Raw genomic sequence first — 23,618 nt, 5'->3', positions numbered from 1 at the left:
TGGGCGGGAATGCAGGGCTCCGGGAAGACGTGGCGGCGAATATTGCCAAAGCCCGCCGCAGACGTCCAACCGGCCCGCGGGGCAAGGCCGTCGCACGCGCCAGAGGAACTTGCCCGCCAACTCCCCTCCGATGTTCACTCCTTCGGGTGGCGGCGCAGGCGATGAGCGATGACCGCCCACCGGCACTGGGAGGGTCGGGAACCGGAACCGTACCGGGCGTGGGCGCTCTTTGACGGAGCGTCACCCGGACCCGATGGGTACACGAGTCAGGAATGCGAGCACCGGTGCAGAAAAAGCGGCCTCGGCGCACAGGCAGGCAGTCGGCCCCCGAGGGGCAGGCGCAGACCCCCGTCGGCAAGGGCCGTCCGACCCACGTGCGCAACCGTCTGATCGTCGCGGTGGCCGTGGTGGCCGCGGCCGTCGTCGGCGCGGGCGCCCCCTCGCTCCTCGCCGCCTCCGGGCAGGTGAAGGACTCCCAGGACCTGGTGACCCTGGCCGAGCAGACCGAGGACGCCCTCGCGCTCGCCCAGTCGCTCGCCGACGAACGCGACGAGGTGACCTCCTACCTCGCGGCGGGCCGCCCCAAGTCCGCGGCGCCCTCGGAGCAGAGCAGCGCCCGCGTGGACCGCCAGGTCGACGACCTGCGCGCCGACAGCGACACCCCGGCGGACCTGCGCGAGGACCTCGACGGCATCGCCGCCGTGCGCCGCGCGGCCCTCACCGGCCAGAGCACCGCCCTGGAAGCGCACCAGGCGTACTCGGCCGCCATCACCGAACTGCACCGGCTCGCCCAGGACCTGGCCGAGCAGACGCCCTCCCGGGCGGGCTCCGGCGCGTACGCGCTCGCCGAACTGGACACCGCCGTGCAGCAGGCGTCCGCCGCCCGCGGGCTGCTGCTCGCCGCCCTGAACGTGCCCTCGTCCACGGAGAGCGTCTACGACCCCGCCACCGGCGGCACCAGCACCTCCCGGACCTCCTCCAAGGCCGACGGCAAGCAGCGCGACGCGCTCACCGCCGCCGCCCAGCAGGCCCGGCTGCGCTCCGACGCGGCCCTCGCCGACTTCCGCGCGACCGCCCCCAGGGAGGCCGTCGACTCCTTCGACTCCACGGTCACCGGCGGCGAGGTGGAGTCCGCCGAGAAGTACCTCGCCACCCTCACCGACCAGCCCGAGCTGAGCGACGACGACCTCGACACCGGCACCGAGAAGCTGGACGCGGCGCTGTCCGCCCGCATCGACCTGATGCGCGGCGTGGAGTCCTCCCTCTACGACCGTCGCACCAAGGACCTCGCGGCGTTGCGTGACGACGATGTCACCGCGCTGGAGATCCGGATCGCCGTCCTCGGTGCGCTGATGCTGGTCGCGGTCGGCGTCGCCACCGCCATGGCCCGCAGCCTCACCCGCCCCCTCTCGGCGGTCCGGCGCGGCACGGCACGGCTGGCCGAGGCGGAGGACCCCACCGCGCAGGAGCCGGTGAAGTTCACCGGCCGCAACGACGAGTTCGCCCAGGTCGTCCGCTCCGTCAACGCCCTGCACGCGCACGCGGTCTCCCTGCACGAGCGCATCGCCACCCTGGAGGCCGACCGCAAGCACCTGGTCGGGCAGCGGCAGAAGATGGCCGACGCCCGCGAGGAACTGCGCGCCGAACTCGCCGACTCCGCCGCCCAGCTCGAGCGGCTGCGCACCGCCATCGGCGGCACGTTCGTCAACCTCGCGCTGCGCACCCTCGGCCTGGTGGAGCGCCAGCTCTCGGTCATCGAGGGCCTGGAGGAGCGCGAGCAGGACCCCGAGCGGCTCGCCACGCTGTTCAAGCTCGACCACTTCGCCACCGTCATGCGCCGGCACAGCGAGAACCTCCTAGTGCTGGCCGGCACCGAGCACGTCCAGCAGCACCCGGGCCCGGTCCCGCTGGTCGACGTGGTCCGCGCCGCGGTCAGCGAGATCGAGCGCTACGAACGCGTCCGCATCGCCGCCCTGCCGCCGCACGCCCACCTGGTCGGCTTCGCCGCGGACGACCTGAGCCACCTGCTCGCCGAACTCCTGGAGAACGCCACCTCGTTCTCGCCGCCGGACCTGCCCGTCGAGGTCTCCGGCTGGCTCCTGGAGAACGGCGAGGTGATGCTCTCCGTCCAGGACGAGGGCATCGGCATGACCGAGGAGCGCCTGACCCGCCTCAACGCCCGCCTGTCCGCCTTCGACCCGGAGTCGCCGTACGACCAGGAGGGCGAGGAGGGGCTCGGCCTCGGCCTGTACGTCGTGGCCCGCCTCGCGCACCGGCACGGGGTGCGGGTGCAGCTCCGCGACCAGAAGCAGGGCGGCATCGCGGCGGTCGTCGTCCTGCCCACCGGACTGCTCGCCACGGCCCCGGCGGCCGCGGTGCCGCCGGCCGCGCACAGCGCGTCCGGCACCCAGACGTTCTCCCTGCCCGGCGCCGACGCGGAGGCCAACTCCAACGTCCTGCACGGCCGTACCCACCCCGACCCCCTGGTGGCCCTGGCCGAGAAGGCGGCGCGCGACGCCCCCGTGAAGCCGAAGGAGACCGCGGCCGAGACCACGATGGAACTCCTGCTCCCGGACGCGTCCGAGGACGCCGAGGCCGAGCCGGAGACCGGGCAGGAGACCGGTGAGGAGACCCGGCAGGAGGCCGAGCCGGACACCGGCGCGGCACCCGGCCGGGAGGCGGACGAGGGCCACCGCACCGCGCGGGTCCCCGAGTCCATGGCCGCCGAGCACCCGCACGCGCGGGCGCCGCACGGCACGGACCCGGCGCCCGGCGACGCCGAGGACGAGGGGGACACCGGGGCGGCGGCCGAGGCCGAGCACGGCCGCACCGCCGACGGCCCGCCCGCCGACGAGGACGACCCCGTCACCGCCAAGGGACTTCCCAAGCGCACCCCCAGGATCACCGCTCCGGCCCAGGCCCCGCGCCAGCGCACCGCGTCCGTCGACGCGGACGCCCTGCGCCGCAGACTCGGCGGCTTCCGCACGGGCGCGCAGGCCGGCTACCGGGACGCCGAGGCCGAGCTCACGCAACGCGCCGACCGGGCCGTACATGCCGAGGACACCACGGGGGGCACAGTCGAGGAGGCAAGCAGTTGACCGCGCCCAGTACCTTCGGACTGAGCAGTGAAGCACGCAATCTGCACTGGCTGTTGACCAATCTCGTCGAGGAGGTGCCGGGCATCCAGTCGGTCGCGGTGGTCTCCTCAGACGGCCTGCTCCTGCTCTCCTCGGACCCCGGCCGCAACGAGGAGGCCCGCGAGGCCCGCGCGGCGAAACCCGCCGGCCCGCGCGGCTCCGCCGCCGACCTGGCGACGATCGTCTCGGGCATCGGCAGCCTGACCGTCGGCGCCGCCAAGCTCATGGAGTTCGGCGGGGTCAAGCACACGATGGTCGCGATGGACGAGGGCAGCCTGTTCGTCATGTCGATCAGCGACGGGTCCCTGCTCGGGGTCCACGGCTCCGCGGACTGCGACATGAGCGTGGTGGCGTACCACATGGCGCTGTTCGTGGGCCGCGCCGGCCACGTGCTGACGCCCGAACTCCGCAGCGAGCTGCGCCAGTCCCTGCAGTCCCAGTCGGCGGGGAGCACCCGATGACCGAGCGACCCACCCCGCCGCAGGGCGGCAGGAACCAGCTCCCGGTCCGCGGCGGCGACCGCAAGCCGGCCCGGGTGCGCCCCTACTCGCTCACCGGCGGCCGCACCCGCTTCGGCCACGTACTGCTGGTGGAGACGTTCGTGGCGGCCCTGGAGGCCCCCGAGGAGCGCAAGGAACTGACGAACGGCTCGCTGCGCACGACGGTCATGCCGGAGATGCGGGCCATCGTCGAACTGTGCCGCCGCATGCGGACGGTGGCCGAGATCGCCGCGCTGCTGAAGATGCCGCTCGGCGTGGTCCGGGTGCTGCTCAGCGACCTCGCGGACCAGGGAAAGATCAGGGTGTACGGCACGGGAACCGGTCACGGCACGGGCCGGCCGGACCGGGCTCTGCTGGAAAGGGTGCTGAGTGGACTCCGTCGTCTCTGACGCCGCTCGCGGCGTCTCCCCGCGCGTCGAGGTCGTGGAGCCCGACGAGAACCTGATGGCCTGGCAGACGGACCGCACCCGCGCCCCCATCGCGACCAAGATCGTCGTGGCCGGCGGCTTCGGCGTCGGCAAGACCACGCTGGTCACCGCCGTCTCGGAGATCACGCCCCTCCAGACGGAGGCGCTGATGACCGAGGCGAGCGAGGACCACGACGACCTCACCGCCACGCCGCAGAAGCTGACCACCACGGTGGCCATGGACTTCGGCCGCATCACCCTCGACGACGACCTGGTGCTCTACCTGTTCGGCACGCCCGGCCAGCAGCGCTTCTGGTTCATGTGGGACGACCTGGTGCGCGGCGCGATAGGCGCGGTCGTGATGGCCGACACCCGCCGGCTGAAGGACTGCTTCCCGGCGCTCGACTACTTCGAGAGCTGCGGGCTGCCGTACGTCGTCGCGGTCAACCACTTCGACGGCAGCGAGCTCTTCGAGCCGGAGGACGTGCGGGAGGCCCTGACGATCCCCGCGCACGTACCTGTCATGATCATGGATGCGCGGCGCCGGATCTCGGTGATCGAGACCCTCCTGGCCCTCGTCGGCCACGCGCTCGACGAAACCCCCGAGTAGGAGACAACACCCCGCATGCGGAAGATACTCGTCGTCGGAGCCGGCCAGTCCGGACTCCAGATAGCCCTCGGCCTGCAGTCGCACGGGTACGAGGTCACCCTGATGTCCAACCGGACGGCGGACGAGATCCGCTCCGGCCGGGTGATGTCGACGCAGTGCATGTTCCACACCGCGCTCCAGCACGAGCGCGACCTCCAGCTCAACTTCTGGGAGTCCCAGGCCCCGAAGATCGAGGGCCTCGGGGTGTCCGTGGCGGCGCCCGGCTCGCACGACCCCGGCCCCACCCAGCGCGCCATCGACTGGGTCGGCGAGCTGGACGGCTACGCGCAGTCCGTCGACCAGCGGGTGAAGATGGCCGGCTGGATGGAGACCTTCGCCCAGCGCGGCGGCCAGCTCGTGATCCACGGCGCGGCCGTCTCCGACCTCGACTACTTCTCGCGCACCTACGACCTCGTGCTGGTCTCGGCCGGCAAGGGCGAGCTGGTGTCGATGTTCGCCCGCGACCCCGAGCGCTCCCCGTACAGCGAGCCGCAGCGGGCCCTCGCGGTGGCCTACGTGCACGGCCTGGGCCCGCGTCCGGAGCACCCGGACATGGACGCCGTGCGCTGCAACCTGGTGCCGGGCGTGGGCGAGCTGTTCGTGATGCCGACCCTCACGCTCTCCGGCCGGGCGGACATCCTGTTCTGGGAGGGCATCCCGGGCGGCCCGCTCGACGTGTTCCAGGGCGTCAAGGACCCCGGCGAGCACCTCTCCCTCACGCTGGAGCTGATGGAGAAGTTCACGCCCTGGGAGTACGCGCGGGCCACCAAGGTCGAACTGACCGACGCGGGCGGCACGCTGGCCGGCCGCTACGCCCCGACCGTGCGCAACCCGGTCGGCCGGCTGCCCGGCGGCGGCCTGGTCCTCGGCGTCGCGGACGTCGTCGTCGCCAACGACCCGATCACCGGCCAGGGCTCCAACTCGGCCTCCAAGTGCGCCGCCAGCTACCTGGCCTCGATCCTGGAGCACGGCGAGAAGGAGTTCGACGAGACCTGGATGCGGGCCACCTTCGACCGCTACTGGGACACCGCCCAGCACGTCACCAAGTGGACCAACGCGATGCTCGCCCCGCCGCCGGAGCACATCGTGAACCTCCTCGGCGCCGCGGGCCAGCTCCCCCCGGTCGCCCACCGCATCGCCAACGCCTTCAACGACCCGGCCGACTTCGAGAACTTCTTCTACGAGCCGGAGAAGACGGCCGCCTACCTGACCTCGGTCACCGGAGCCTGAACGGCTTCTGACCTGGGCTCGGACCGTCGTCGTCGGTCGACGCCGACCGCCCTCGCACGGCCCACGGACGGCCCCGGAGACAGCCTCTCCGGGGCCGCAGGCGTTCCGGGCGTTCAGTGCCTACACCCAAGTCACGTGGGCAGTCACCGAGGACTGCCCGGCTGGTGTGGCTTTGTCCACGAGACAGAGTTCTGGCTCAGGAGCCATGCTGAGTGACGCTGGCTAAGTGTCTTAGCCTCAGCCGACATCAGTCAGCCACGACGGCGAGTGCGTCGACCGGAGGCAGCCAGGGACACGTATCTCAGCACGAGACGAGTGAATGCCTCGCTGGGTGTTGACTTGCTCGCCATCTGGAGCAGCCCAACTGGTTGGGGGATTCGTCCTTGGCCAGGGTAAGAGCATGGTCGACAGCGATGATGAGGTGACGCCCCGGCGTGGGCGTTTCGACGCCGTGCACAAGTGGGCTGCTACGGCCGCAGGTGTAGTGGCCCTAGCCTTTTCCCTGTACAACTTCACGGAACTTCAAAAGAAGCCTGAAATCGATATGGCGCTTCCTCATCTCATGCGCATTGGACTGGTGGGCAAGGACACTCATCTCTACCTTCAGCCGACAGTGTCCACTAGGATCAAAACTCAGGATGTCGAGGTCATCCGTGACGCGCGTTTCCGCCTGACTCCTGTCGGCTCGATTTCCTCTTCAAAGAGACCGGTGTTCTATTGGAAAGAGGTCGGCACGTGGAACTTCGACCCTGTCAAGGAATGGATCTCATACAGGTGGTCTGGTGACCCCGCTCCGTTCCTTGTAAGTCAAGATAGACCTCAGCAGCCGACCTTCTTGTTTCAGGCTGACGGCTGGAGTTTCCAGCCGGGTCGGTATGAGGGATCACTTGAGTTGAGTCGATCGGAGAACCATAATCCAGTGACGAAGAATTTCTGCCTGATCATTTCAAAGAAAGCCGTTGATGAAATCCGCGACGGAGCAAGTCGAGAAGACATCTTTTATTGGCGTAATGACATGCCCAAGGCCAAGGCCTCCAGCAAGGTTTCAGGCTGCTATGTAAGGGAAGCGGAGTGGCAGGGCTAGGTCGACCGATTAGGGGATCGCGAGCGGAGATGCCCCCTTGCCAGTCACAGAATCGCGACCGGCGGGGTGGGAAATGGAGCCGTCTGGCTGACAGGGGAGGAGGGGCGCTTCAGCCACACGGTCCGGCGGCGGGGCCCCCGTGAGGCAGCGTGCAGGCATCGTCTGTTGTCCCACACGCGCCCGCAGCAGGATTCGAACGTGCACACAGGGCTCCGGAGGCCTAGTGATCAAGAGGGAAACCGGCTCGTTCTCCGAGCCGGAGAAGACGTCGGCCTACCTGGCAGCGGTGTCCGGGGCCGCCTGACGGGACACGGGCCCGGCCGGCAGCGTCGGGTAGTCCGTGTAGCCCTCCTCGCCGCCCGTGTACATCAGGTACGCCTCCCTGACCGCGTTCAGGGGGGCGCCGGTGCGCAGCCGGGTCACCAGGTCCGGGTTGGCGAGGAAGGAGCGGCCCAGGGCGATCAGGTCCGCGCCCGCCGCGAGGAGCCGTTCGCTCGCGGGCAGGGGCGGCTCGTCCAGGGCCAGCCGCGGGTTGGCGATCAGGGTGCCCGGCCACAGGCGGCGCAGCTCGGCGAAGAGCGGCGCGTCCGGGTCGGCGTACCCCAGGTGGAGGTAGGCCAGTCCGTCGTCCAGGGCCTTCACGAGTGTGGGGTAGAGGAGTGCCGTGTCCCCCTCCGCGATGCCGTTGACGGTGTTGCCGGGGGAGACGCGCAGGCCCACCCGCTCGGGTCCGATCGCGTCGGCGACGGCCTCCACCACCTCCACCACGAACCGGACGCGCGAGGTGACCGGCCCGCCGTAGGCGTCGGTGCGCCGGTTGGTGTTCTCCGCCAGGAACTGGTGCAGCAGGTGCCCGTTGGCCGAGTGGACCTCCACGCCCTCGAAGCCCGCGTCCAGGGCGTTGCGGGCGGCGCCCGCGAAGTCGGCGGCGGTCGCGCGGATGTCGGTGGCCGTCATCTCGCGCGGCACGACGGAGGGTTGCCGCCCGCTCGGGGTGTGCAGGGTCTCGGGCAGGGGCACCGGCGACGGGGCGACGGGTGTCAGCCCGCTGGTCTCGGGGTGCCCGACCCGCCCGCCGTGCTGGAGCTGCAGCACCATCCGCCCGCCCGCCGCGCGCACCGCGTCGGTGACACGCCGCCATCCGGCCACCTGCGCGGGCGTGTGGATGCCGGGAATGTGGGGGTACGTCTGCCCGACCGCGTTGGGCGTCGCGGCCTCCGCGATGATCAGCCCGGCGGACGCGCGCTGCGCGTAGTAGGTGGCCATGACGGCCGAGGGCACCCCGTCCGCCTCCGCGCGGTTGCGGGTCAGCGGCGCCATCACCAGCCGGTTGGGCAGGTCCAGCGGGCCGAGCCGGACCGGCCGGAAGAGGGCGGATTCCGTGGTCGTGTGCGTCATGGCCGTACCGTAGAAGCTGACACCGGTGTGAGAATCAAGCCCGGACCGGCGGCACGGGACGGACGAGGGGAGCGGCCATGCGGATCGGCGAACTCGCGCGGCGCAGCGGCGTCAGCGAACGCTCCCTGCGCTACTACGAGCAGCAGGGCCTGCTCACCGCGGAGCGCACGCCCGGCGGGCACCGCGAGTACGGCGAGTGGGCGGTGGACCGCGTCGTGCGGATCCAGACCCTGTACGCGGCCGGCCTCAACAGCCGGACCATCGCCCGGCTGCTGCCGTGCATGCGGGACGCCGACGGCGGCCCCAACGAGCGCGCCGACGGCAAGCTCCTCGAGGAACTCCTCGCCGAACGGGACCGGATCGACCGCGTGATGGCCGACCTGGCCCGCTCCCGCGAGGTCCTCGACGAGGCGATCGACACGGCGGCGACGGGGCTGGGTCCCCGACCGGGAGCGACGGCGGAGACGTAGGCGGTCCCCCGGCGGGCGGGCGGGCGTCGCCGCGGACGCGGAACCCCCGTCCCGGCCCGCGCAGTACGAGGGCATGGGCCGCCACCGACGGTGGTGGCATACTCACGCGATGCCCTCTCTCATAGAACGGGTCGCCGGCCCGCGCCGTGCCGGGACACGAGCCTTCCACGAGACCGAGCGCGGTCTCGAGGGAGTGAACGGCCCGGACGTGCCGCCCCACAACGAGACCGGTGTGATCGGCTGGGGCACCTCGTGGCGCATGCAGGGCTATCTGCTGATGGCGCGGCACACCGGCCGGCCCGGCTACGCCGAACGGCTCGCGGAACTGATCGACCAGGTGCTCCGGGCCCGCGACGACGTGCGCGGCGTCCGCGACTTCCGCGGTCGCAGCCTGCCGGTGTGGAGCAGCGCCCACAAGTTCACCGCCGCCTCCGCCGTCCTGTGCGACACGGACGGCCGGCCCGCTCTGCACCTCACGGTCTGCCCGCCGCACGCCAGGACCGCGAAGGTCACCGTGGCGGCGGACGGTGACCGGCACTTCCGCGTCACGGTCACCGGCCCCGGGCGGGCTGACGTGGAGGTGACGGGGCTGAGCCTCGACCCGCTGGACGAGCGCCGGGCGGACCGGGTCCTGTACGCCGCGTACGAGCAGCGCACCGCGGTCACCGCCCGGCTCGTCCCGGCCGACCGGCCGGCGAGCGGTCCCCGGCGCCCGCGCCCCGGTGTCTTCGCCTTACGGCCGGCGATGGTCCCGCTCGCCGCCCAGACGGGAATGATCACCTACCCGATGGCGGGACTGGCCCGGCTGGCCCGCGAACGGCCCGGCGCCGTGCCGACGTCGGTGCGGCGCCGCGTCGACGGCTACCTCGACGCGGTGGACCGCGCCCTGCGCGTGCACGACGAGCAGTGGGGGACGACCGACGACGGGCGCGGGTTCTACCGCTGGCTGCCCGACGAGCCGGTCTCCTTCGCCGGCGCGGAACTGCCGACCAACGAGTTCCTCGCGATGGGCCGCACCGCGGTGCAACTCGCCGTGGTCACCGGTGAGGACCGCTGGCGCGAACGCGCCGCCGCGACGGCCCGCGCCCTGCGCGGCGACCTCACCGTCACCGACGGCGCGGCGTCCTGGCCTTACTGGCCCGGCTTCGGCCGGGTGTACCGCGGGTGGCAGGCGACCGGTGACCCGAAGACGGACGGGTCCGACGTCCGCCCCTCCTACCGTCCGGTCACCGTGCCCGAGGACGTGACGCACGCCCTCATCGACCTCGACTTCCTCTGCCTCTACCACGACGCCCCCGGTCTGCCGGAGGTCTTCACCCGGGCCGACATGCGCGCCGTGGCGAACACCTTCACCCGCCACGCGGTCCAGCGCGGCGGCCGCGGCCCCCGGCTGCGCCACGACGTCGGGGGCCGGGGGCGCCGCGGTACCGACCGGGAACAGGTCTACGTCACCGCCTGGTTGCCGCTGCGCCGCTGGTCCCGCGAGGTGCCGCGCCTGGTCCGCGCCGTTCGGCCGCCTGCGCCGCCGGCCCCCTTGATGGGCGTGGACAGCTACTGCGCGGCCCTGCTGGCCGCCTGACGCCCGACAAGGCCCCCGCGACCGGGAGCAGCGGGGCCGGCCGCGGCGTCGTCGCCCCCGTCCGCGCCGTCCGCCGCGGTGGCCGGGAGGGCCGGCGGGGCGTAACGGGCCACGGGCCGGCCGTCCGGGTCGGGGCGTACGGCGCCCAGTACCGGGTTGGCCGCGAGGGGGGAGACCTTCACCCGGGCGCCGGGGCGGGGTGCCTGCACCACCAGGCCGTCGCCGAGGTACAGCGCCACGTGCGTGGCCTCGGGGAAGTACACCACCAGGTCGCCGGGCCGCAGCGCGTCCAGGGGCACGCGGGGCAGCTTCGCCCACTGCTCCTGGCTGGTGCGCGGGATCGGCGTCCCGGCCCGGTCCCAGGCCCACGAGGTCAGGCCCGAGCAGTCGTAGGAGCGCGGCCCCTCGGCACCCCACTGGTACGGCTTGCCGAGCTGGCGGACCGCGTTGCGCACCGCGCGTTCGCCCTCGGCGGTCGGCTTGGCGTCGTCCTCGCCGAGCGCGCCGGAGTCCTCCAGTTCCCGCTGCCGCTCGTCGACCCCGCTGCGCTCCAGCTCCGCCACCTCGTGCAGTTGCCGCGCGCTGAGCGAGGCGACCATCTCCTCGACGTCGCCGAGCCGCCGGCGCACGTCGTCGCGCTCCTTCTTCCGCCGCTCGGTGAGGGTGAGCTGGGCGTCCAGGGCGGCGCGGGCCTGGCGGGCCAGCTCGTCGCGGCGTCGCTCGGCACCGGCCAGCCGGGCCGTCGTACCGGCCCGTTCGCGGGCCATCTGCCCGATCACATGGCCCTGGCCGAGGACGTGCTGCGGGTCGTGCGCGAGCAGCAGCCGCAGATAGGGCGAGAGGTCGCTGCCGGCCTGGTACTGCCGGCGGGCGAGCCGGCCGGCCTCGCTGCGGCTGTCGTCCAGCGCGAGCCGGGCGCGCGCCAGTCGACCGTCCAGCCGGGCCACCTCGGCGCGCTTGTGCCGCAGCCGCTCCTCGGTGGCGTTGTAGGCCTCGGTGGCCTGCTCGGCCTCCCGGTACAGCTTCTGAAGGTCCGTCAGCAGCTCGGCCACCGACGGCTCCGCGGACCCGTCCGGCTCCGGTACGGCGACGGCGGCCCCGGGGACCAGGGCGACCTGCGTGGCGAGCGCCGCCGTACAGACCAGGCGCAGCAGCCTTCCTGACACGTCATCACCTCCGCGCCGGGGTGGCCCCTCCACCCCGCACGGCGAGCATCACCACGCTCCGGCCCGTCCCGCGCGCCGAGTGTGCGCGGTTCGGCGCAACGGGGTCACCCGTGCGGGTCGTCCGGCTTGCCGTCCGGCGTGGCAGCGGGCTTGGACCAGGGCCAGCGCACCCGGTGGCCGCGGGTGTCCCCGGAGGGGTCGAAGGTGTACTTCCAGCCGCGCGGCAGGCCGAGCCGCTTGCTGTGCCCGCGCGGCTCGCGCCGGTAGACCAGGACGGTCGGCGGGCCGCCGGCCGCGTCGGGCACGGGGATGCGGTAGGTCTTCGGGGGCTGGCCGGTGGGGCCGACCAGCACGGGCAGGACGCGCCCGTCCATGGGGCCGCCCTCGAAGGGGGTGTCTTCGCTCTTCACGCCACCAGTGTCGATCAGGTCTCGGCGGCGAGCGCACCGCGCACCAGCTCGGCGGTCTGCGCGTCGCGGGCGGCGGTCACCGTCAGTCCGGCCACGAACTGGTCCACCAGCCAGTCCCGCAGCTCCCCGGCGGGCGGCTGCTTGCCCTCGTCGAGCCAGATCAGCGAGGCCGCCTCCACGGACGTGATCCACATGCGGACGGTCATCCGCAGCCGGGGCCCGGGGTCGGTGACGCCCAGGTGGCTGTGGATGTGGTCGGCGGCGGCCCGCCGTACGCCGTCCACGAGGGCGGTCGTCCGGGACGTCTCGACCACGCTGCCGCCCTGCAGCAGGGCGCTGAAGCCGGCGTCGTGCTCGTCGACGAAGGCGAGGTAGCGGTCCAGGGCCCGGCCGAGGCGGGGGAGCAGGGGGCCCTGGCGGGGCTCGTCGAAGCACAGCCGCAACTGGTCGGCGGCCGACCGCAGCGCCGCCTCGTAGAGCTGCTGCTTGCCGCCGGGGAAGTACCGGTAGACGAGCGGCCGTGACACGCCCGCCGCCTCCGCCACGTCGTCCAGCGAGACGTCCTCGGGGGCGCGGTGCGCGAAGAGGGTCAGCGCGGCGTCGAGGAGCTGACGGCGTCGCTCCTCGACGCTGAGCCTGCGGTACGCGGGGGCGGCGGGGGTCATGCGTGCAGCGTAATCGGAGCGTGGAGATCGTGCGGGGGTCCGGCGGCGGGAGCCGGGCGCCCCCGCCGCCCGGAGCGCCGTCCGGCGGGCGCCGGGCGCGCACCCGGAGCCGCCGTCCCCCGGCGGTGTGCCCCGCGTCAGGCCAGCAGCCCCGAGGACCTCCACAGCCGGCGGCCGACACCCCGCAGGACCCCGATGTCGTCCAGGAAGTCGGTCAGCCGCTTCGAGCCGTTCTGCATGACCTCGCGCCGGTGGCCGCTGGCTTTCACCTGGGCGAGGGCCTCGCGCTTGTCCAGGCCGACGTTGGTGTAGACCTCGGGGTTCACGAAGGCCACCGAGAACACCCGGGCGAACTCGCCGGAGGTGACCCGGGTGAACTCCTGGGACCACTTCGGCGCCGTCAGCATCTGCCGGCGCAGCTCCTCGCGGGCGTAGCGCACGTGCCGCGCCTCCTCCACCACGTGGATCCGCGTGACGCCCCGGACCAGCGGCTGCACCCGCTCGTCGGGGAAGGTCAGGCGCTGCATCCAGTCCAGCACCTCCTCGCCGAGCAGCGTCGCCGTGAACGACCCGGGCGTGGTGGAGATCGTCTTGAACAGGCGGCCCAGGTTCTGGTGCGCCCGGCTCACCGGGTACCAGGGGGTGCCGCCGTGCGAGATGAGCCGCGCGAACATCTTGGAGTGGCGGCACTCGTCCTCGATCTCGGTGAGCGCGTAGCGCACGTGCGCGCTCGTCGCCGCCTTGTCGTAGATGTGCCGGACCAGGAGCTGCATCAGGATGATCTCGAACCAGATGCCCAGCGAGGCGAGCGCCGCCGCCTCGTGCCGGGACAGCAGGATCCGCTGCTCCTCGCTCATCCGCTTCCACAGCGGCGTGTCGTAGAGCGACACCAGCTCCGGCGGCCAGAACCACTTGCCGTCCTCGAAGGGCGCGTCCCAGTCCAGCTCCTCGTCCGGGTCGAAGGAGTGCTTGGCGGAGGAGGCCAGCAGCCGCTCGGCCACCTGTTCCCGGTCCTTGAGCAGACCGAGCGCGTCGCGCAGTACCTCGGCCTCGGTCACAGTCGTCATGCCAGTTATGAGACTACCTGTCAGCAAGCCCGTCAATCCCCCGTGCGCGACTTGTTGACCCGATGTCCAGCAAGGCCGGGCTCACACCGAGCAGCCCAGCCCCTCCGGCACCTCGCCCGGCAGCGGGCGCGCGCCCTGCGGCGGGAAGAGCGTGCGGAAGGTGAAGGCGTACGGCGAGGGCCCGTGGGTGCGCAGGTGCAGCAGCCGCGCCTCGGCCTCCGCGACCGTGGGCCGGTGTCCGGCCGGGACCCACCACAGGGCCACCATGGCCTCCGCCACCCGCTCGAACCACTCCCGCCGACGCGCGAGCAACTGGCGGTGCCGGCCCGCGTACATGAACCCCTTGAGGCTCTCCAGGTCACGCCACACGGACATGTTGACGATCAGCCACTCGTCCCCGAAGACAGGGATGTCGGTGGCGTCGCCGCCCTCCGACTGCAGCCGCCAGACGAAGCCGTCGGCCGTGTCGGCGTCGGCGTTCACGGGGTCGAGCTGGTCGACGAAGTCCTTCAACTCGGGCGAGTCCAGCGGGAACTTCAGGCGGGCGAGATTGACCTGGGCGAGTTCGGGAGCGACGGCTTCAGACATGACCGAACGGTAGGTCGGTGCCCCGCGCCGCGGCAGCCCCCGTCTCACGGGTCGAGAACCGCCTCCATCACCGCTCGCGCGATCGGCGCCGCCACCCCGCCGCCGGTGATGTCCCCCCGGTCCGCGGAGGCGTCCTCCACCACGACTGCGACCGCCACCTTGGGCTCCATGTCGCGGTCCGCCTGCGCCCAGGACACGAACCAGGCGTACGGCAGGCCGGAGTTGCCCACCCCGTGCTGGGCCGTGCCGGTCTTGCCGCCCACGGTCGCCCCCGGGACGGCCGCCTTGCGCCCCGTCCCCTCCCGCACCACGTCCTCCATCAACTGCCGCAGCTTGCGCGCCGTCGAGGGCTGTACCACCTGCCGCGCCGGCCGCGGACCGGCCGCCGCCACCGTCGAACCGCTGCGCCGCGTCGTCCGCTCCACCAGGTACGGCGGGCGCAACTGCCCGCCCTCGGCCACCGCCGCCGCGACCATCGCCATCTGCAGCGGCGTCGCCCGGGTGTTGTACTGGCCGATCGACGACAGCGCCAACTGGGCCTTGTCCACCGTGGTGTCGAACGTGCTCGGCGCCACCGCGAACGGGATCCGCAGCCCGGCGTCGTTGAATCCGAACGCCTCCGCCGTCGCCCCCATCCGCGCCACCCCGACATCCACGCCGAGCTTGGCGAACACCGTGTTGCACGACCACTGGAACGCCTCCCGCAGCGGAGCGTCCCGGCAGCCGTCCCCCTCGTTGTCCAGCCGGGTCGTCGTCCCCGGCAGCCGGTAGGGCGCCGGCGAACGCGTGCGCGCGTCCAGGTTCCTGATCACCCCCGCGTCCAGCGCCGCCGCGGCCGTCACCACCTTGAACGTCGACCCCGGCGGGTACGTCTGCCGCACCGCCCGGTTCAGCATCGGCTTGTCCGGGTCCGCGTTCAGCCGCGCCCACGCCCGGGCGGCCCCGGCGCCGTTCCCCGACAGCTCGCCCGGGTCGTACGACGGGCTCGACACCAGCGCCAGCACCCGGCCCGTGCTCGGGTCCACCGCCGCCACCGCGCCCTTGCGCCCCGCGAGCCCCTCGTACGCCGCCCGCTGCGCCTCCCGGTCCAGCGTGGTCACGACGTCGCCGCCCGCCGCCCGCGCCCGGGTGAGGTCGCTCAGCAGCGGCAGCGGCGCCAGCAGCGGGTCGGAGCCCGACAGCACACCGTCCTCGGTGGCCTCCAGCAGCGTGCGGCCGTACTCCTGCGAGGCGAAACCGGTGACCGGCGCGTACAACGGGCCGTCCACGTAGGTGCGTTCGTAGCGGAGCTGCTCGCCGCTGTCCCGGGAGCCGGTGACCGGGCGGCCCCCGACCAGGATGTTCCCGCGCGGCTGGCCGTAACGGGCGATCGTCGCGCGGCGGTTGGCCGGGTTGTCGTCGTAGGCCGGGGACTGCACCACCTGCACCCGCGCGGCGTTCACCAGCAGGGCCGCGAGCAGCAGCACACAGAAGAAGGCCGCGTACCGGATGTGCCGGGTCACCGGGCCTCCTCGGGGCGCACCGCGCCGTACGACTCTTGTGCGACGGTCATGGGGCGGGCTCCCCGTCGTACTGGCGGCGCGCCGAGTGGCTGACCCGGATCAGCAGCGCCACGATCGTCCAGTTGGTCACCACCGACGAACCCCCCTGCGCCAGGAACGGCATCGCCATGCCGGTCAGCGGGATCAGCCCCGTCACCCCGCCCGCGATCACGAACACCTGGAGCGCCACGAGCGAGGCCAGCCCGATCGCGAGCAGCCGGCCGAAGGGCTCGCGCAGGGACAGCCCCGCCCGGTAGCCGCGCTCCACGAGCAGGGTGTACAGCAGGAAGATCGCCGACAGCCCGGCCAGCCCCAGTTCCTCGCCGGCCGTCGCCAGGATGAAGTCCGACTTCACGGCGAACCCGATGAGCACCGAATGGCCGTTGCCGAGCCCGGTGCCGAGCACCCCGCCCGCCGCGAACGCGAACAGCGACTGGGCGAGCTGGCCCGGGCCCTGCCCCGCGTCGATCGAGGCGAACGGGTGCAGCCAGTCCTCCACGCGCCCGTGCACGTGCGGCTCGAAGCGCCCCACGGCGACCGCGCCGAACCCCGCGAGCAGCAGCCCGACCGCGATCCAGCCGGTGCGGCCGGTGGCCACGTACAGCAGGACGACGAACAGGCCGAAGAACAGCAACGACGTGCCGAGATCCCGCTCCAGCACCAGCACGCCGACGCTGACCAGCCACACCGCGACGATCGGCCCGAGCACGCGCCCGGTGGGCAGTTGCACGAACCACACCCGGCGGCCCGCGTACGCCAGCGCGTTGCGGTTGGCGGCCAGGTACGCGGCGAAGAACACCGCGAGCAGCACCTTCGCGAACTCGCCCGGCTGCAGGGAGAACCCGGAGATCCGCACCCAGATGCGGGCGCCGTTGACCGCCGGGAACAGGATCGGCAGGCACAGCAGCACCAGCGCCGCGACCACGGACACGTACGCGTACCGCTGCAGCACCCGGTGGTCGCGCAGCGCGGCCACGACCAGGATGAACAGGGCGATGCCGAGCGTCGACCACACCAGTTGCGTGGGCGCCGCCCGATCGCCCGGCGTCTCCAGGTCCAGCCGGTAGATGAGCACCAGCCCCAGTCCGTTGAGCAGCACGCCGATCGGCAGCAGCAGCGGATCGGCGTACGGCGCCCGCAGCCGCACCGCGAGGTGCGCCACCAGCGCGAGCACGCCGAGCCCGGCGCCGTAGCCCGCGGCGCCGGGCGGGAGGGTGCCGTTGCGGGCCAGGCCCACCGCGCAGTAGCCGTACACGGACAGCAGGACGGCCAGGACGATGAGCGCGAGCTCGATGCCGCGGCGCCGGGGGAGGCGTGCCGGGCGGGCGGGGGCCCGCTCCGCCACGGCGGTGTCGACTCCGGCTGACATCATGTCCGGAACCTACCCAATTGTTGTTCCTTGTGAGCCTCGGTGGGGTGGGGGTGGGTCAGTCGGGTGTCAGCACGAACGGGGTTCCCGGTCGAACGTGTGGATGTAGCGCGCCGCACCCCAGGCCCAGGTGCCGTCGGTGAGCAGGTACCACTGCCGGTTGCCGTCGACGTTCTCCCCGCGCGTCTGGCAGAAGATCGACACGGTCTCGCCCTGGCGCGCCCTGCGGATCACCTCGCTGGCCCGGGTCGGCGCGCTGCGCAGCAGCAGGCCGTCGCGGGCGGTGACGACACCGCGGGTGAGACGGCCGTCCTGGCCCTGACCCTGGCCCTGGCCTTCGCCCTGACCCTGGCCCTGGCCTTCGCCCTGGCCCTGGCCCTGGCCCTGGCCCTGACCCTGGCCCTGACTCTGGGCCTGCACCTGCTGGTAGCCCAGTCCCAAGCCCTGGTACTGGTCGCTGTCCTGGCCCTGGCCCCCGCCCTGTGTCTGACCCTGTGTCTGGCCCTGGGTGCTGGAGGTGCCCTGCTGGGAGTTCGCGTTGCCCTGTCCGTCACCGCCCCAGCCGTCGTCGGCCATGGCGGGGACCACGGAGGCGGAGAGGGCGAGGGCGCCGGCGGCACCCGTTATGGCGAGGCGGGCGAGAGTGGACCGCAGGACCATGGCGACCATGGCGTACCTCCAGGAAGGGGGACGTGAGGTGTCAAAAGCTGACTGATCGCCACGTTAGGGGCGGGCGGGAGAGGGTGCCCGCTGGATTGGGCCGATGGATGGCGCCCGAGGGTGCCGACGGGCGGGGCGAGGAGAGAGGGCGCCCCCGGCGGTCTACACCGCCTCCTCCGGCAGCACCAGGGTGGCCACCGCTCCGCCCCCGGCCGCGTTGGCGAAGGCCAGCCGTGCGCCCAGGACCTCCGCCTGCCCGACCGCGATGGTCAGCCCCAGCCCGTGCCCCTTCGCGCCCCCCTCGGTGCGGAACCGCTGCGGCCCGTGCGCGACGAGGTACTCCGGGAAGCCGTCCCCGTGGTCCCGCACGGTCACCCGCGGGCCGTCCACGGTCAGCACCACCGGGGCGCGCCCGTGCCGGTGCGCGTTGGACACCAGGTTGCCCAGCACGCGCTCCAGGCGCCGCCGGTCCGTCTCCACGCGCGCGTCCCGCGCCAGCCGCACCTCGGTGTCCGTGCCGGACGCCCGTACGACCCGCTCGGCCAGCGCGCCCAGGTCCTCGGTGTCCAGCTCCCCGCGCTCGCGCCCGGTGTCCAGCCGGGAGATCTCCAGCAGGTCCTCGGTGAGCGTGCGCAGCGCGGCCACCCGGTCGCGCACCAGCTCGGTCGGCCGCCCCGGCGGCAGCAGTTCGGCGGCCGCGTGCAACCCGGTGAGCGGGGTGCGCAGTTCGTGCGCGACGTCGGCGGTGAAGCGCTGCTCGGCCAGCAGCTTGCCCTGCAGCGAGGCCGCCATCGAGTCCAGCGCCGCGGCGACCGCGGCCACCTCGTCCTGGGGGCGGCTCGCGTCCTTGGTCCGCGGATCGTCCACGCGCGCGTCCAGGTCGCCGGCGGTGATCCGCCGGGCCACCAGCGCGGTGGCGTGCAGCCGCCGGGTCACCCGGGTCACGGCGAAGGCGCCGACCAGCAGTGTGGCCCCGATCGCCAGCCCCGACGACCAGAGGATGGCGCTGTCGAGGCCCTCGATGGTGCGGGCCTGCTGGCCGTAGTCGACGGCCACGGCGAGCGTGCGTCCGCCGTCGGCGGGACCGGCCGCCCACATCGTGGGCTGCCCGCGGTGGTCGGCGACCATCGTGCCGCGCTTCCCGGCCGCCGCGAGCTTCCGCAGTCGCTCGGGCAGGCCCTCGGGGTCGACCCCGGCGCCGGGCAGCAGCGTGTCGCCCGCCTCGTACGCGGCCGTGGCGTCGGCCAGCCGGGACAGGGCGAGGTCGCGGGCCTGGCCGACGGTCTGGTCGGTGACCTGGACGTGCACGAGCACGCCGAGCAGGGCGGCGAGCGCGCAGCACATCACCGTGATGAAGGCGGCCGACTTCACTGCGAGGGTGCCGGCCCAGCGGGGGAGCGGGGCGGACCGGCGGGACGCGGACCGGTGGAGGGCGGGTGCCCTCACGGGGTCACCGACGGGGAGGGGGCGGGGCGCGGGTCGGCCGTCGGGCCCGGGGCGGCGGTCGTCGTGGGGGAGGGGTGCCCGGAGCGTCGGCCGTGGTGGGTGCGGAGCATCTCGTCGTGGGTCAGGAGCATCGCCTTCTGCTCCGGGTCCCAGGTCCACTGGAGCCGGTACTCGTAGTCGGCGAGGTCGGACGGCGAACGGATGATCACCGACCGCCCGGCCAGCTCGACCGCGCTGACGGCGTCCTCCCAGGCCATGACCCGCAGCAGCCGGTGCTTGTCCACGGTGTAGACGCGCACGGCGGTCAGGTCCGGCGCGTCCCCGGGCAGCAGCCGGAAGCCGAGGGTGAGGTCCGGGTGCCCGTCGCCGGTCAGGTCGCGGTAGTAGGGCTGCAGGACGGGGCACGTGCCGCCGGCGGAGGTGTACCGGTTCGTGCCGGTGCCCGTGCCGTCCGTGGCCTTCCCGGCGGTCGATTCGCCGGTGCAGGCGGCCATCCGGGCCGTCGTGTCCCGGTAGACGGCGTCAGGGCCCCGGTAGTCCTTGGGGTGCGCGGCGATCTCGGCGCGCACGATCGCGACCGGGTCGACCTTGCGGAGGTCGTCGCCGGGCACGGTGACACCCTTGACGACCTCGGTGTCCGCCTCGTCGATGTCCCAGGCGGGGCTGGAGGCCGGGGTGAGCTGCGGCCAGAGCCGGGCCGGGCTGGTCGCGGTCGGGGTGGCCCCGGCACCGCGCAGTCCGCCCGCGTCACCGCACGCCGCGGCGGCCGAGGCCAGCAGGGCGACGGCGAGGCCGGTCCGGACGGGGCGGCTGACGGACACGGGACTCCTGTGATCGACGAGGTGACGGCCCCGTACACCATATTCGGAGGGAAGTCCTATTTGCCCACCGGTGGGCCGTGGGGGTCCCCGGTGGGGGTCTCCGGGGCGATCGCCGCGCGACCGTATCAGCCGGATCACGCGGCCGGCCGCGGGCCCCGGCGGACCGGGGCGCGGATGCCCGGCGGCCCCGGCTCGTAGCCGCCCGGCCGCCCTCCGGGGCGGTCGCCTTCTTGCCCCCGGAGCACCCACCTGGTCCCATGGTCGTCGGGGTGATGTGCATGAGCGGACTGCGCGTCGTACCGGCCTGGCGCCATGGCCGGGAGCGCCTCTACGTCTGCCGCACGGACGGCAGGAACATCGCCTGGTACGACCGGGAGGCCGGCCGGGTCAACCTGCTCAGCGACGAGCGCCGGGACGAGGTGCTGGAGGCGCTGGGCCCCTTCCTGACCGGCCCGGTGGCCGTCGGCCCGCCCCCCGTGCCGACCCCCGCCGAGCTGGCCCGCCTCTCGCTCCACCCGGACGACGACCTCGCGCCCAACCGCCCCGGCGAGGCCCTGCTGATCGCCCTCGACCGCGACCCGGCCCACCACGGCCGCCGGCTGCGCGCCGACCCGAGGCGCCGGGCCCTGGAGGCCGAGCAGACCGTCGGCGAGGCCCTGGACCGCCTCGACGGGGCGGGCTGGCACACCCTGCACTCCGTCCCGCTCCCCGGCGGTGACCGCGTCCACCACCTGGCCATCGGCCCGGGCGGCCTGTTCGCCGTGCACACCCTGTACGCGCGCAAGCAGCGGGTGCTGGTCGCCGACCCGATGGTGTCCCTGGGCCGCCACGACCCCGAGCCGGTGCTGCGCCGGGCCCGCGCCGCCGCCGACCGCGCCTCCTACGCCCTCACGGCCGAGGTGCGCCCGGTCCTGGCCCTGGCCGGCCCGGCGGACGTCCGCGTCGCGGCACCGCTGCGCGAGGTGCGGGTCCTGCTGGACACGGACCTGGCGGACCTGGCCCGCACGGGCGGGGTCCTGAAGCCGGCGGACGTGGAGGCGCTGCACGCGATGGCCCGGGACCGGGGGACGTGGGCGGCCTGCTGAGGCGTGGCTGAGGCTGCCCGGCCTTTCGGCCTCTCGGTCGTGCGCTGAGGCTTTCCCGCCCGTCCGGCGCGGGCCTGAGGCTTCTCGGCTCTCCGGTCTGCCCTGCTGTTCCCGGCCCGTCCGGCGTTCGAGAACGAGGCCCGTCTAGGGCCGTAGCGGGGGCCTGGGGGCGGCAGCCCCGGCACACCCGCGCGCCGAGGCGCCGCCCGCACCCGGCTACGGCAGCACCCCGGCCCCCTCCGCATCGAACAACGGCGCCAACAGGTCCCCGGACTCCGCCACCCGAGCCCCCACATCCGCCGCCTGAAAGGCCAGCCCCTCAGGCACCCCGCACTCCTCGACCTCCGTCCACGTGACCGGCGCCGACACGGTCGGCTCGGCCCGCGCCCGCAGGGTGTAGGGCGCGGCGGTCGTCTTGCGGCCGGCGTTCTGGCTCCAGTCGACGAACACCTTCCCCGGCCGCAGGCTGCGCGTCATCCGGTGCAGCACGAGCTGCGGCATGGCCCGCTCGGCCTCGACCGCCAGCCGCTTGGCGTAGTCGCTCACCTGCTCGGACGACGAGCCGCGCACGGCGGCCAGCAGGTGCAGCCCCTTCGACCCGGAGGTCTTGGCGTAGGCCACGATCCCGTCGGCCGCCAGCCGCTCCCGCAGCCAGAGGGCGACCTCGCAGCAGTGCACGATCGTCGCGGGCGCGCCGGGGTCGAGGTCGAAGACCAGCCGGTCGGCCTCGTCGGGCGTGGGGGCGAGCCACTGGTGGGTGTGGAACTCGGTGACGAGGTTGGCCGCCCACATCAGGCTGGGCAGGTCCTGGACCAGCACCATCCGGGCCGGCCCCTCCGAACGGGGGACCTCGGCGGTGGCGACCCAGTCGGGCGTGCCGGGGGGCACGTTCTTGGTGAAGAAGAGCTGGCCGTCGGGCCCGTCCGGGTAGCGCAGGAAGGAGACGGGCCGCTCGCGCAGGTGCGGCAGCAGCACCCCGGCGACGGTGGCGTAGTAGTGCAGCACCTCACCCTTGGTGAAGCCGGTCGCGGGATACAGCACCTTGTCCAGGTTGCTGAGCGCCAGCCGTCGCCCCTCCACCTCTGTGATCGGCGTCATACGATGAGAATCACACGAAACCGGTACAAACCGCCCCTCTGTCGTCGGGTCGGGTTACCGGACCCGGCCCGGAAAGGTGCTGAACGTTGCGATCCATATGGAACGGCGCCATCTCCTTCGGCCTCGTCAGCATCCCGATCAAGCTGGTGAACGCCACGGAGAGCCACTCGATCTCCTTCCGCCAGATCCACACCGAGGACGGCGGGCGCATCCGCTACCGCAAGTTCTGCGAGGTGGAGGACCGCGAGGTCACCTCGTCGGAGATCGGCAAGGGGTACGAGGACGCGGACGGCACGATCGTGCCGATCACCGACGAGGACCTGGCCCAGCTCCCGATCCCCACGGCGAAGACGATCGAGATCGTGGCGTTCGTGCCGGCGGACCGGATCGACCCGCTCCAGATGGACCAGGCATACTACCTCGCGGCGGGCGGCGCCCCGGCGGCCAAGCCGTACACGCTGCTGCGCGAGGCGCTCAAGCGCAGCAACAAGGTGGCGATCGCCAAGTACGCGCTGCGCGGCCGGGAGCGCCTGGGGATGCTCCGGGTGGTCGGGGACGCGATCGCGATGCACGGGCTGCTCTGGCCGGACGAGGTCCGCGCGCCCGAGGGCGTGGCCCCGGACGCCGACGTGACGGTCCGCGACAAGGAGCTGGACCTGGCGGACGCCCTGATGGACACCCTCGGTGAGGTGGACCTCGCGGACCTGCACGACGAGTACCGGGAGGCGGTGGAGGAGGTCATCGCGGCCAAGGCGGCCGGCGAGGCCCCGCCGGAGGCCCCGTCCCGCCCGGCCGGCGGCAAGGTCCTGGACCTGATGGCGGCCCTGGAGAACAGCGTCCGCGCGGCCAAGGAGTCCCGCGGCGAGGCCGCCGCGCCCGAGGAGCAGGCCGAGGTGCGCCACCTGCCCCGCAAGACGTCCCGCTCCGCCCCCAAGGCGACGGGCGGCAAGAAGTCGACGTCGACCACGAAGAAGACCCAGGCGACCCCGAGGAAGTCGACGTCGAAGACGGCGGAGCCCGCGAAGAAGACGGCGACGTCGACGTCCAGATCGACGGCGAGCTCCGCGAGCTCCAGGACGACGGGGGCGGCGAAGAAGACCTCGGCCACGAAGAAGGCCACGACGACGAAGAAGTCCGCCTCCACCACGAAGAAGACAGCGCAGCCACGCAAGCGCTCGGCGTGAGACCGGCTCAGACGGGTCCGGCCCCGGCGACACGGGCTGCCGTTTGTGCCGGCCCGTCGCCGGG

Annotated in this window: 22 protein-coding genes; 10 read left to right on the top strand and 12 right to left on the bottom strand. The window is 73.3% G+C overall.

The annotated features are described in order from the left end of the window. The first annotated feature begins 284 nt into the window (after positions 1 to 284). The 6 genes from E4U92_RS20105 to E4U92_RS20080 all read left to right on the top strand — a co-directional run bounded on the left by E4U92_RS20105 (position 285) and on the right by E4U92_RS20080 (position 7,007). Entirely contained in the window at positions 285 to 3,098 is a 2,814-nt protein-coding gene (locus tag E4U92_RS20105) for a nitrate- and nitrite sensing domain-containing protein (RefSeq protein ID WP_277754759.1), read from the top strand. Next, a complete protein-coding gene (locus E4U92_RS20100; protein WP_137301824.1) occupies positions 3,095 to 3,598 on the top strand; it encodes a roadblock/LC7 domain-containing protein in 504 nt (167 codons plus the stop codon). The genes E4U92_RS20105 and E4U92_RS20100 overlap by 4 nt, the downstream gene beginning before the upstream one ends. Continuing rightward, positions 3,595 to 4,026 (top strand): DUF742 domain-containing protein, encoded by a 432-nt coding sequence (locus E4U92_RS20095; protein ID WP_137301823.1) that lies wholly within the window; start codon positions 3,595 to 3,597, stop codon positions 4,024 to 4,026. The genes E4U92_RS20100 and E4U92_RS20095 overlap by 4 nt, the downstream gene beginning before the upstream one ends. After that, complete coding sequence (locus E4U92_RS20090) at positions 4,007 to 4,654, top strand: GTP-binding protein (RefSeq protein ID WP_137301822.1); 648 nt, start codon at positions 4,007 to 4,009, stop codon at positions 4,652 to 4,654. The genes E4U92_RS20095 and E4U92_RS20090 overlap by 20 nt, the downstream gene beginning before the upstream one ends. 15 nt (positions 4,655 to 4,669) lie before the next feature. Beyond that, positions 4,670 to 5,923 carry a styrene monooxygenase/indole monooxygenase family protein gene (locus tag E4U92_RS20085; RefSeq protein ID WP_137301821.1) on the top strand — a complete coding sequence of 418 codons (1,254 nt, stop codon included), beginning with the start codon at positions 4,670 to 4,672 and terminating at the stop codon, positions 5,921 to 5,923. A gap of 400 nt (positions 5,924 to 6,323) precedes the next feature. After that, positions 6,324 to 7,007 carry a hypothetical protein gene (locus E4U92_RS20080; protein WP_137301820.1) on the top strand — a complete coding sequence of 228 codons (684 nt, stop codon included), beginning with the start codon at positions 6,324 to 6,326 and terminating at the stop codon, positions 7,005 to 7,007. A gap of 273 nt (positions 7,008 to 7,280) precedes the next feature. On the opposite strand, the gene E4U92_RS20075 is transcribed toward E4U92_RS20080, so the two are convergent. Next, positions 7,281 to 8,405 (bottom strand): alkene reductase, encoded by a 1,125-nt coding sequence (locus E4U92_RS20075; protein WP_137301819.1) that lies wholly within the window; start codon positions 8,403 to 8,405, stop codon positions 7,281 to 7,283. Positions 8,406 to 8,482: 77 nt separating this feature from the next. Here E4U92_RS20075 and E4U92_RS20070 point away from each other — a divergent pair, with 77 nt between their 5' ends. Beyond that, entirely contained in the window at positions 8,483 to 8,875 is a 393-nt protein-coding gene (locus E4U92_RS20070; protein ID WP_137301818.1) for a MerR family transcriptional regulator, read from the top strand. 109 nt (positions 8,876 to 8,984) lie between these two features. Then, positions 8,985 to 10,454 carry a hypothetical protein gene (locus E4U92_RS20065; protein WP_137301817.1) on the top strand — a complete coding sequence of 490 codons (1,470 nt, stop codon included), beginning with the start codon at positions 8,985 to 8,987 and terminating at the stop codon, positions 10,452 to 10,454. Here E4U92_RS20065 and E4U92_RS20060 read toward each other — a convergent pair. The 10 genes from E4U92_RS20060 to E4U92_RS20015 form a co-directional block, all read right to left on the bottom strand. Continuing rightward, entirely contained in the window at positions 10,427 to 11,620 is a 1,194-nt protein-coding gene (locus tag E4U92_RS20060) for a C40 family peptidase (RefSeq protein ID WP_137301816.1), read from the bottom strand. The two genes, E4U92_RS20065 and E4U92_RS20060, sit on opposite strands and share 28 nt — an antisense overlap. Before the next feature lie 104 nt (positions 11,621 to 11,724). Then, complete coding sequence (locus E4U92_RS20055) at positions 11,725 to 12,030, bottom strand: hypothetical protein (protein WP_137301815.1); 306 nt, start codon at positions 12,028 to 12,030, stop codon at positions 11,725 to 11,727. 14 nt (positions 12,031 to 12,044) lie between these two features. Beyond that, the gene (locus E4U92_RS20050; RefSeq protein WP_137301814.1) at positions 12,045 to 12,695 is read right to left on the bottom strand and encodes a TetR/AcrR family transcriptional regulator; all 651 of its coding nucleotides are present in this window, start codon (positions 12,693 to 12,695) and stop codon (positions 12,045 to 12,047) included. A 137-nt stretch (positions 12,696 to 12,832) separates the two neighbouring features. Beyond that, entirely contained in the window at positions 12,833 to 13,762 is a 930-nt protein-coding gene (locus E4U92_RS20045) for an AurF N-oxygenase family protein (protein ID WP_137301813.1), read from the bottom strand. An 81-nt stretch (positions 13,763 to 13,843) separates the two neighbouring features. Then, positions 13,844 to 14,350, bottom strand: a complete 507-nt coding sequence (locus E4U92_RS20040) for a DUF3291 domain-containing protein (RefSeq protein ID WP_137301812.1) — start codon at positions 14,348 to 14,350, stop codon at positions 13,844 to 13,846. Between the two features lie 44 nt (positions 14,351 to 14,394). Then, positions 14,395 to 15,852 carry a penicillin-binding transpeptidase domain-containing protein gene (locus E4U92_RS20035; RefSeq protein WP_137301811.1) on the bottom strand — a complete coding sequence of 486 codons (1,458 nt, stop codon included), beginning with the start codon at positions 15,850 to 15,852 and terminating at the stop codon, positions 14,395 to 14,397. A 46-nt stretch (positions 15,853 to 15,898) separates the two neighbouring features. After that, complete coding sequence (locus E4U92_RS20030) at positions 15,899 to 17,263, bottom strand: FtsW/RodA/SpoVE family cell cycle protein (protein ID WP_174863946.1); 1,365 nt, start codon at positions 17,261 to 17,263, stop codon at positions 15,899 to 15,901. A gap of 66 nt (positions 17,264 to 17,329) precedes the next feature. Beyond that, positions 17,330 to 17,929: an SH3 domain-containing protein gene (locus E4U92_RS20025; protein ID WP_229862829.1), complete on the bottom strand. Its 600-nt coding sequence runs from the start codon at positions 17,927 to 17,929 to the stop codon at positions 17,330 to 17,332. Positions 17,930 to 18,082: 153 nt separating this feature from the next. Beyond that, positions 18,083 to 19,264, bottom strand: coding sequence for a sensor histidine kinase (locus tag E4U92_RS20020; RefSeq protein WP_137302006.1), 1,182 nt, complete (start codon positions 19,262 to 19,264; stop codon positions 18,083 to 18,085). Between the two features lie 98 nt (positions 19,265 to 19,362). Further along, a complete protein-coding gene (locus E4U92_RS20015; protein WP_137301810.1) occupies positions 19,363 to 20,187 on the bottom strand; it encodes a hypothetical protein in 825 nt (274 codons plus the stop codon). Between the two features lie 278 nt (positions 20,188 to 20,465). Between E4U92_RS20015 and E4U92_RS20010 the strand changes: the two genes are divergently transcribed. Beyond that, on the top strand, positions 20,466 to 21,272 hold the full coding sequence (locus E4U92_RS20010) for a nuclease-related domain-containing protein (protein ID WP_137301809.1): 807 nt from the start codon (positions 20,466 to 20,468) through the stop codon (positions 21,270 to 21,272). Between the two features lie 216 nt (positions 21,273 to 21,488). Here E4U92_RS20010 and ligD read toward each other — a convergent pair whose 3' ends face one another. Beyond that, complete coding sequence (gene ligD / locus E4U92_RS20005; RefSeq protein WP_137301808.1) at positions 21,489 to 22,370, bottom strand: non-homologous end-joining DNA ligase; 882 nt, start codon at positions 22,368 to 22,370, stop codon at positions 21,489 to 21,491. Between the two features lie 86 nt (positions 22,371 to 22,456). On the opposite strand from ligD, the gene ku reads away from it, so the two are divergent. Beyond that, complete coding sequence (gene ku / locus E4U92_RS20000) at positions 22,457 to 23,554, top strand: non-homologous end joining protein Ku (protein WP_137301807.1); 1,098 nt, start codon at positions 22,457 to 22,459, stop codon at positions 23,552 to 23,554. Positions 23,555 to 23,618 lie beyond the last annotated feature (64 nt).

The organism is Streptomyces galbus, from assembly GCF_005280195.1.
GTDB lineage: Bacteria > Actinomycetota > Actinomycetes > Streptomycetales > Streptomycetaceae > Streptomyces > Streptomyces galbus.
The sequence above is the reverse complement of the archived record's forward strand: the minus strand, read 5'-3'. Positions and strand labels throughout refer to the sequence as shown.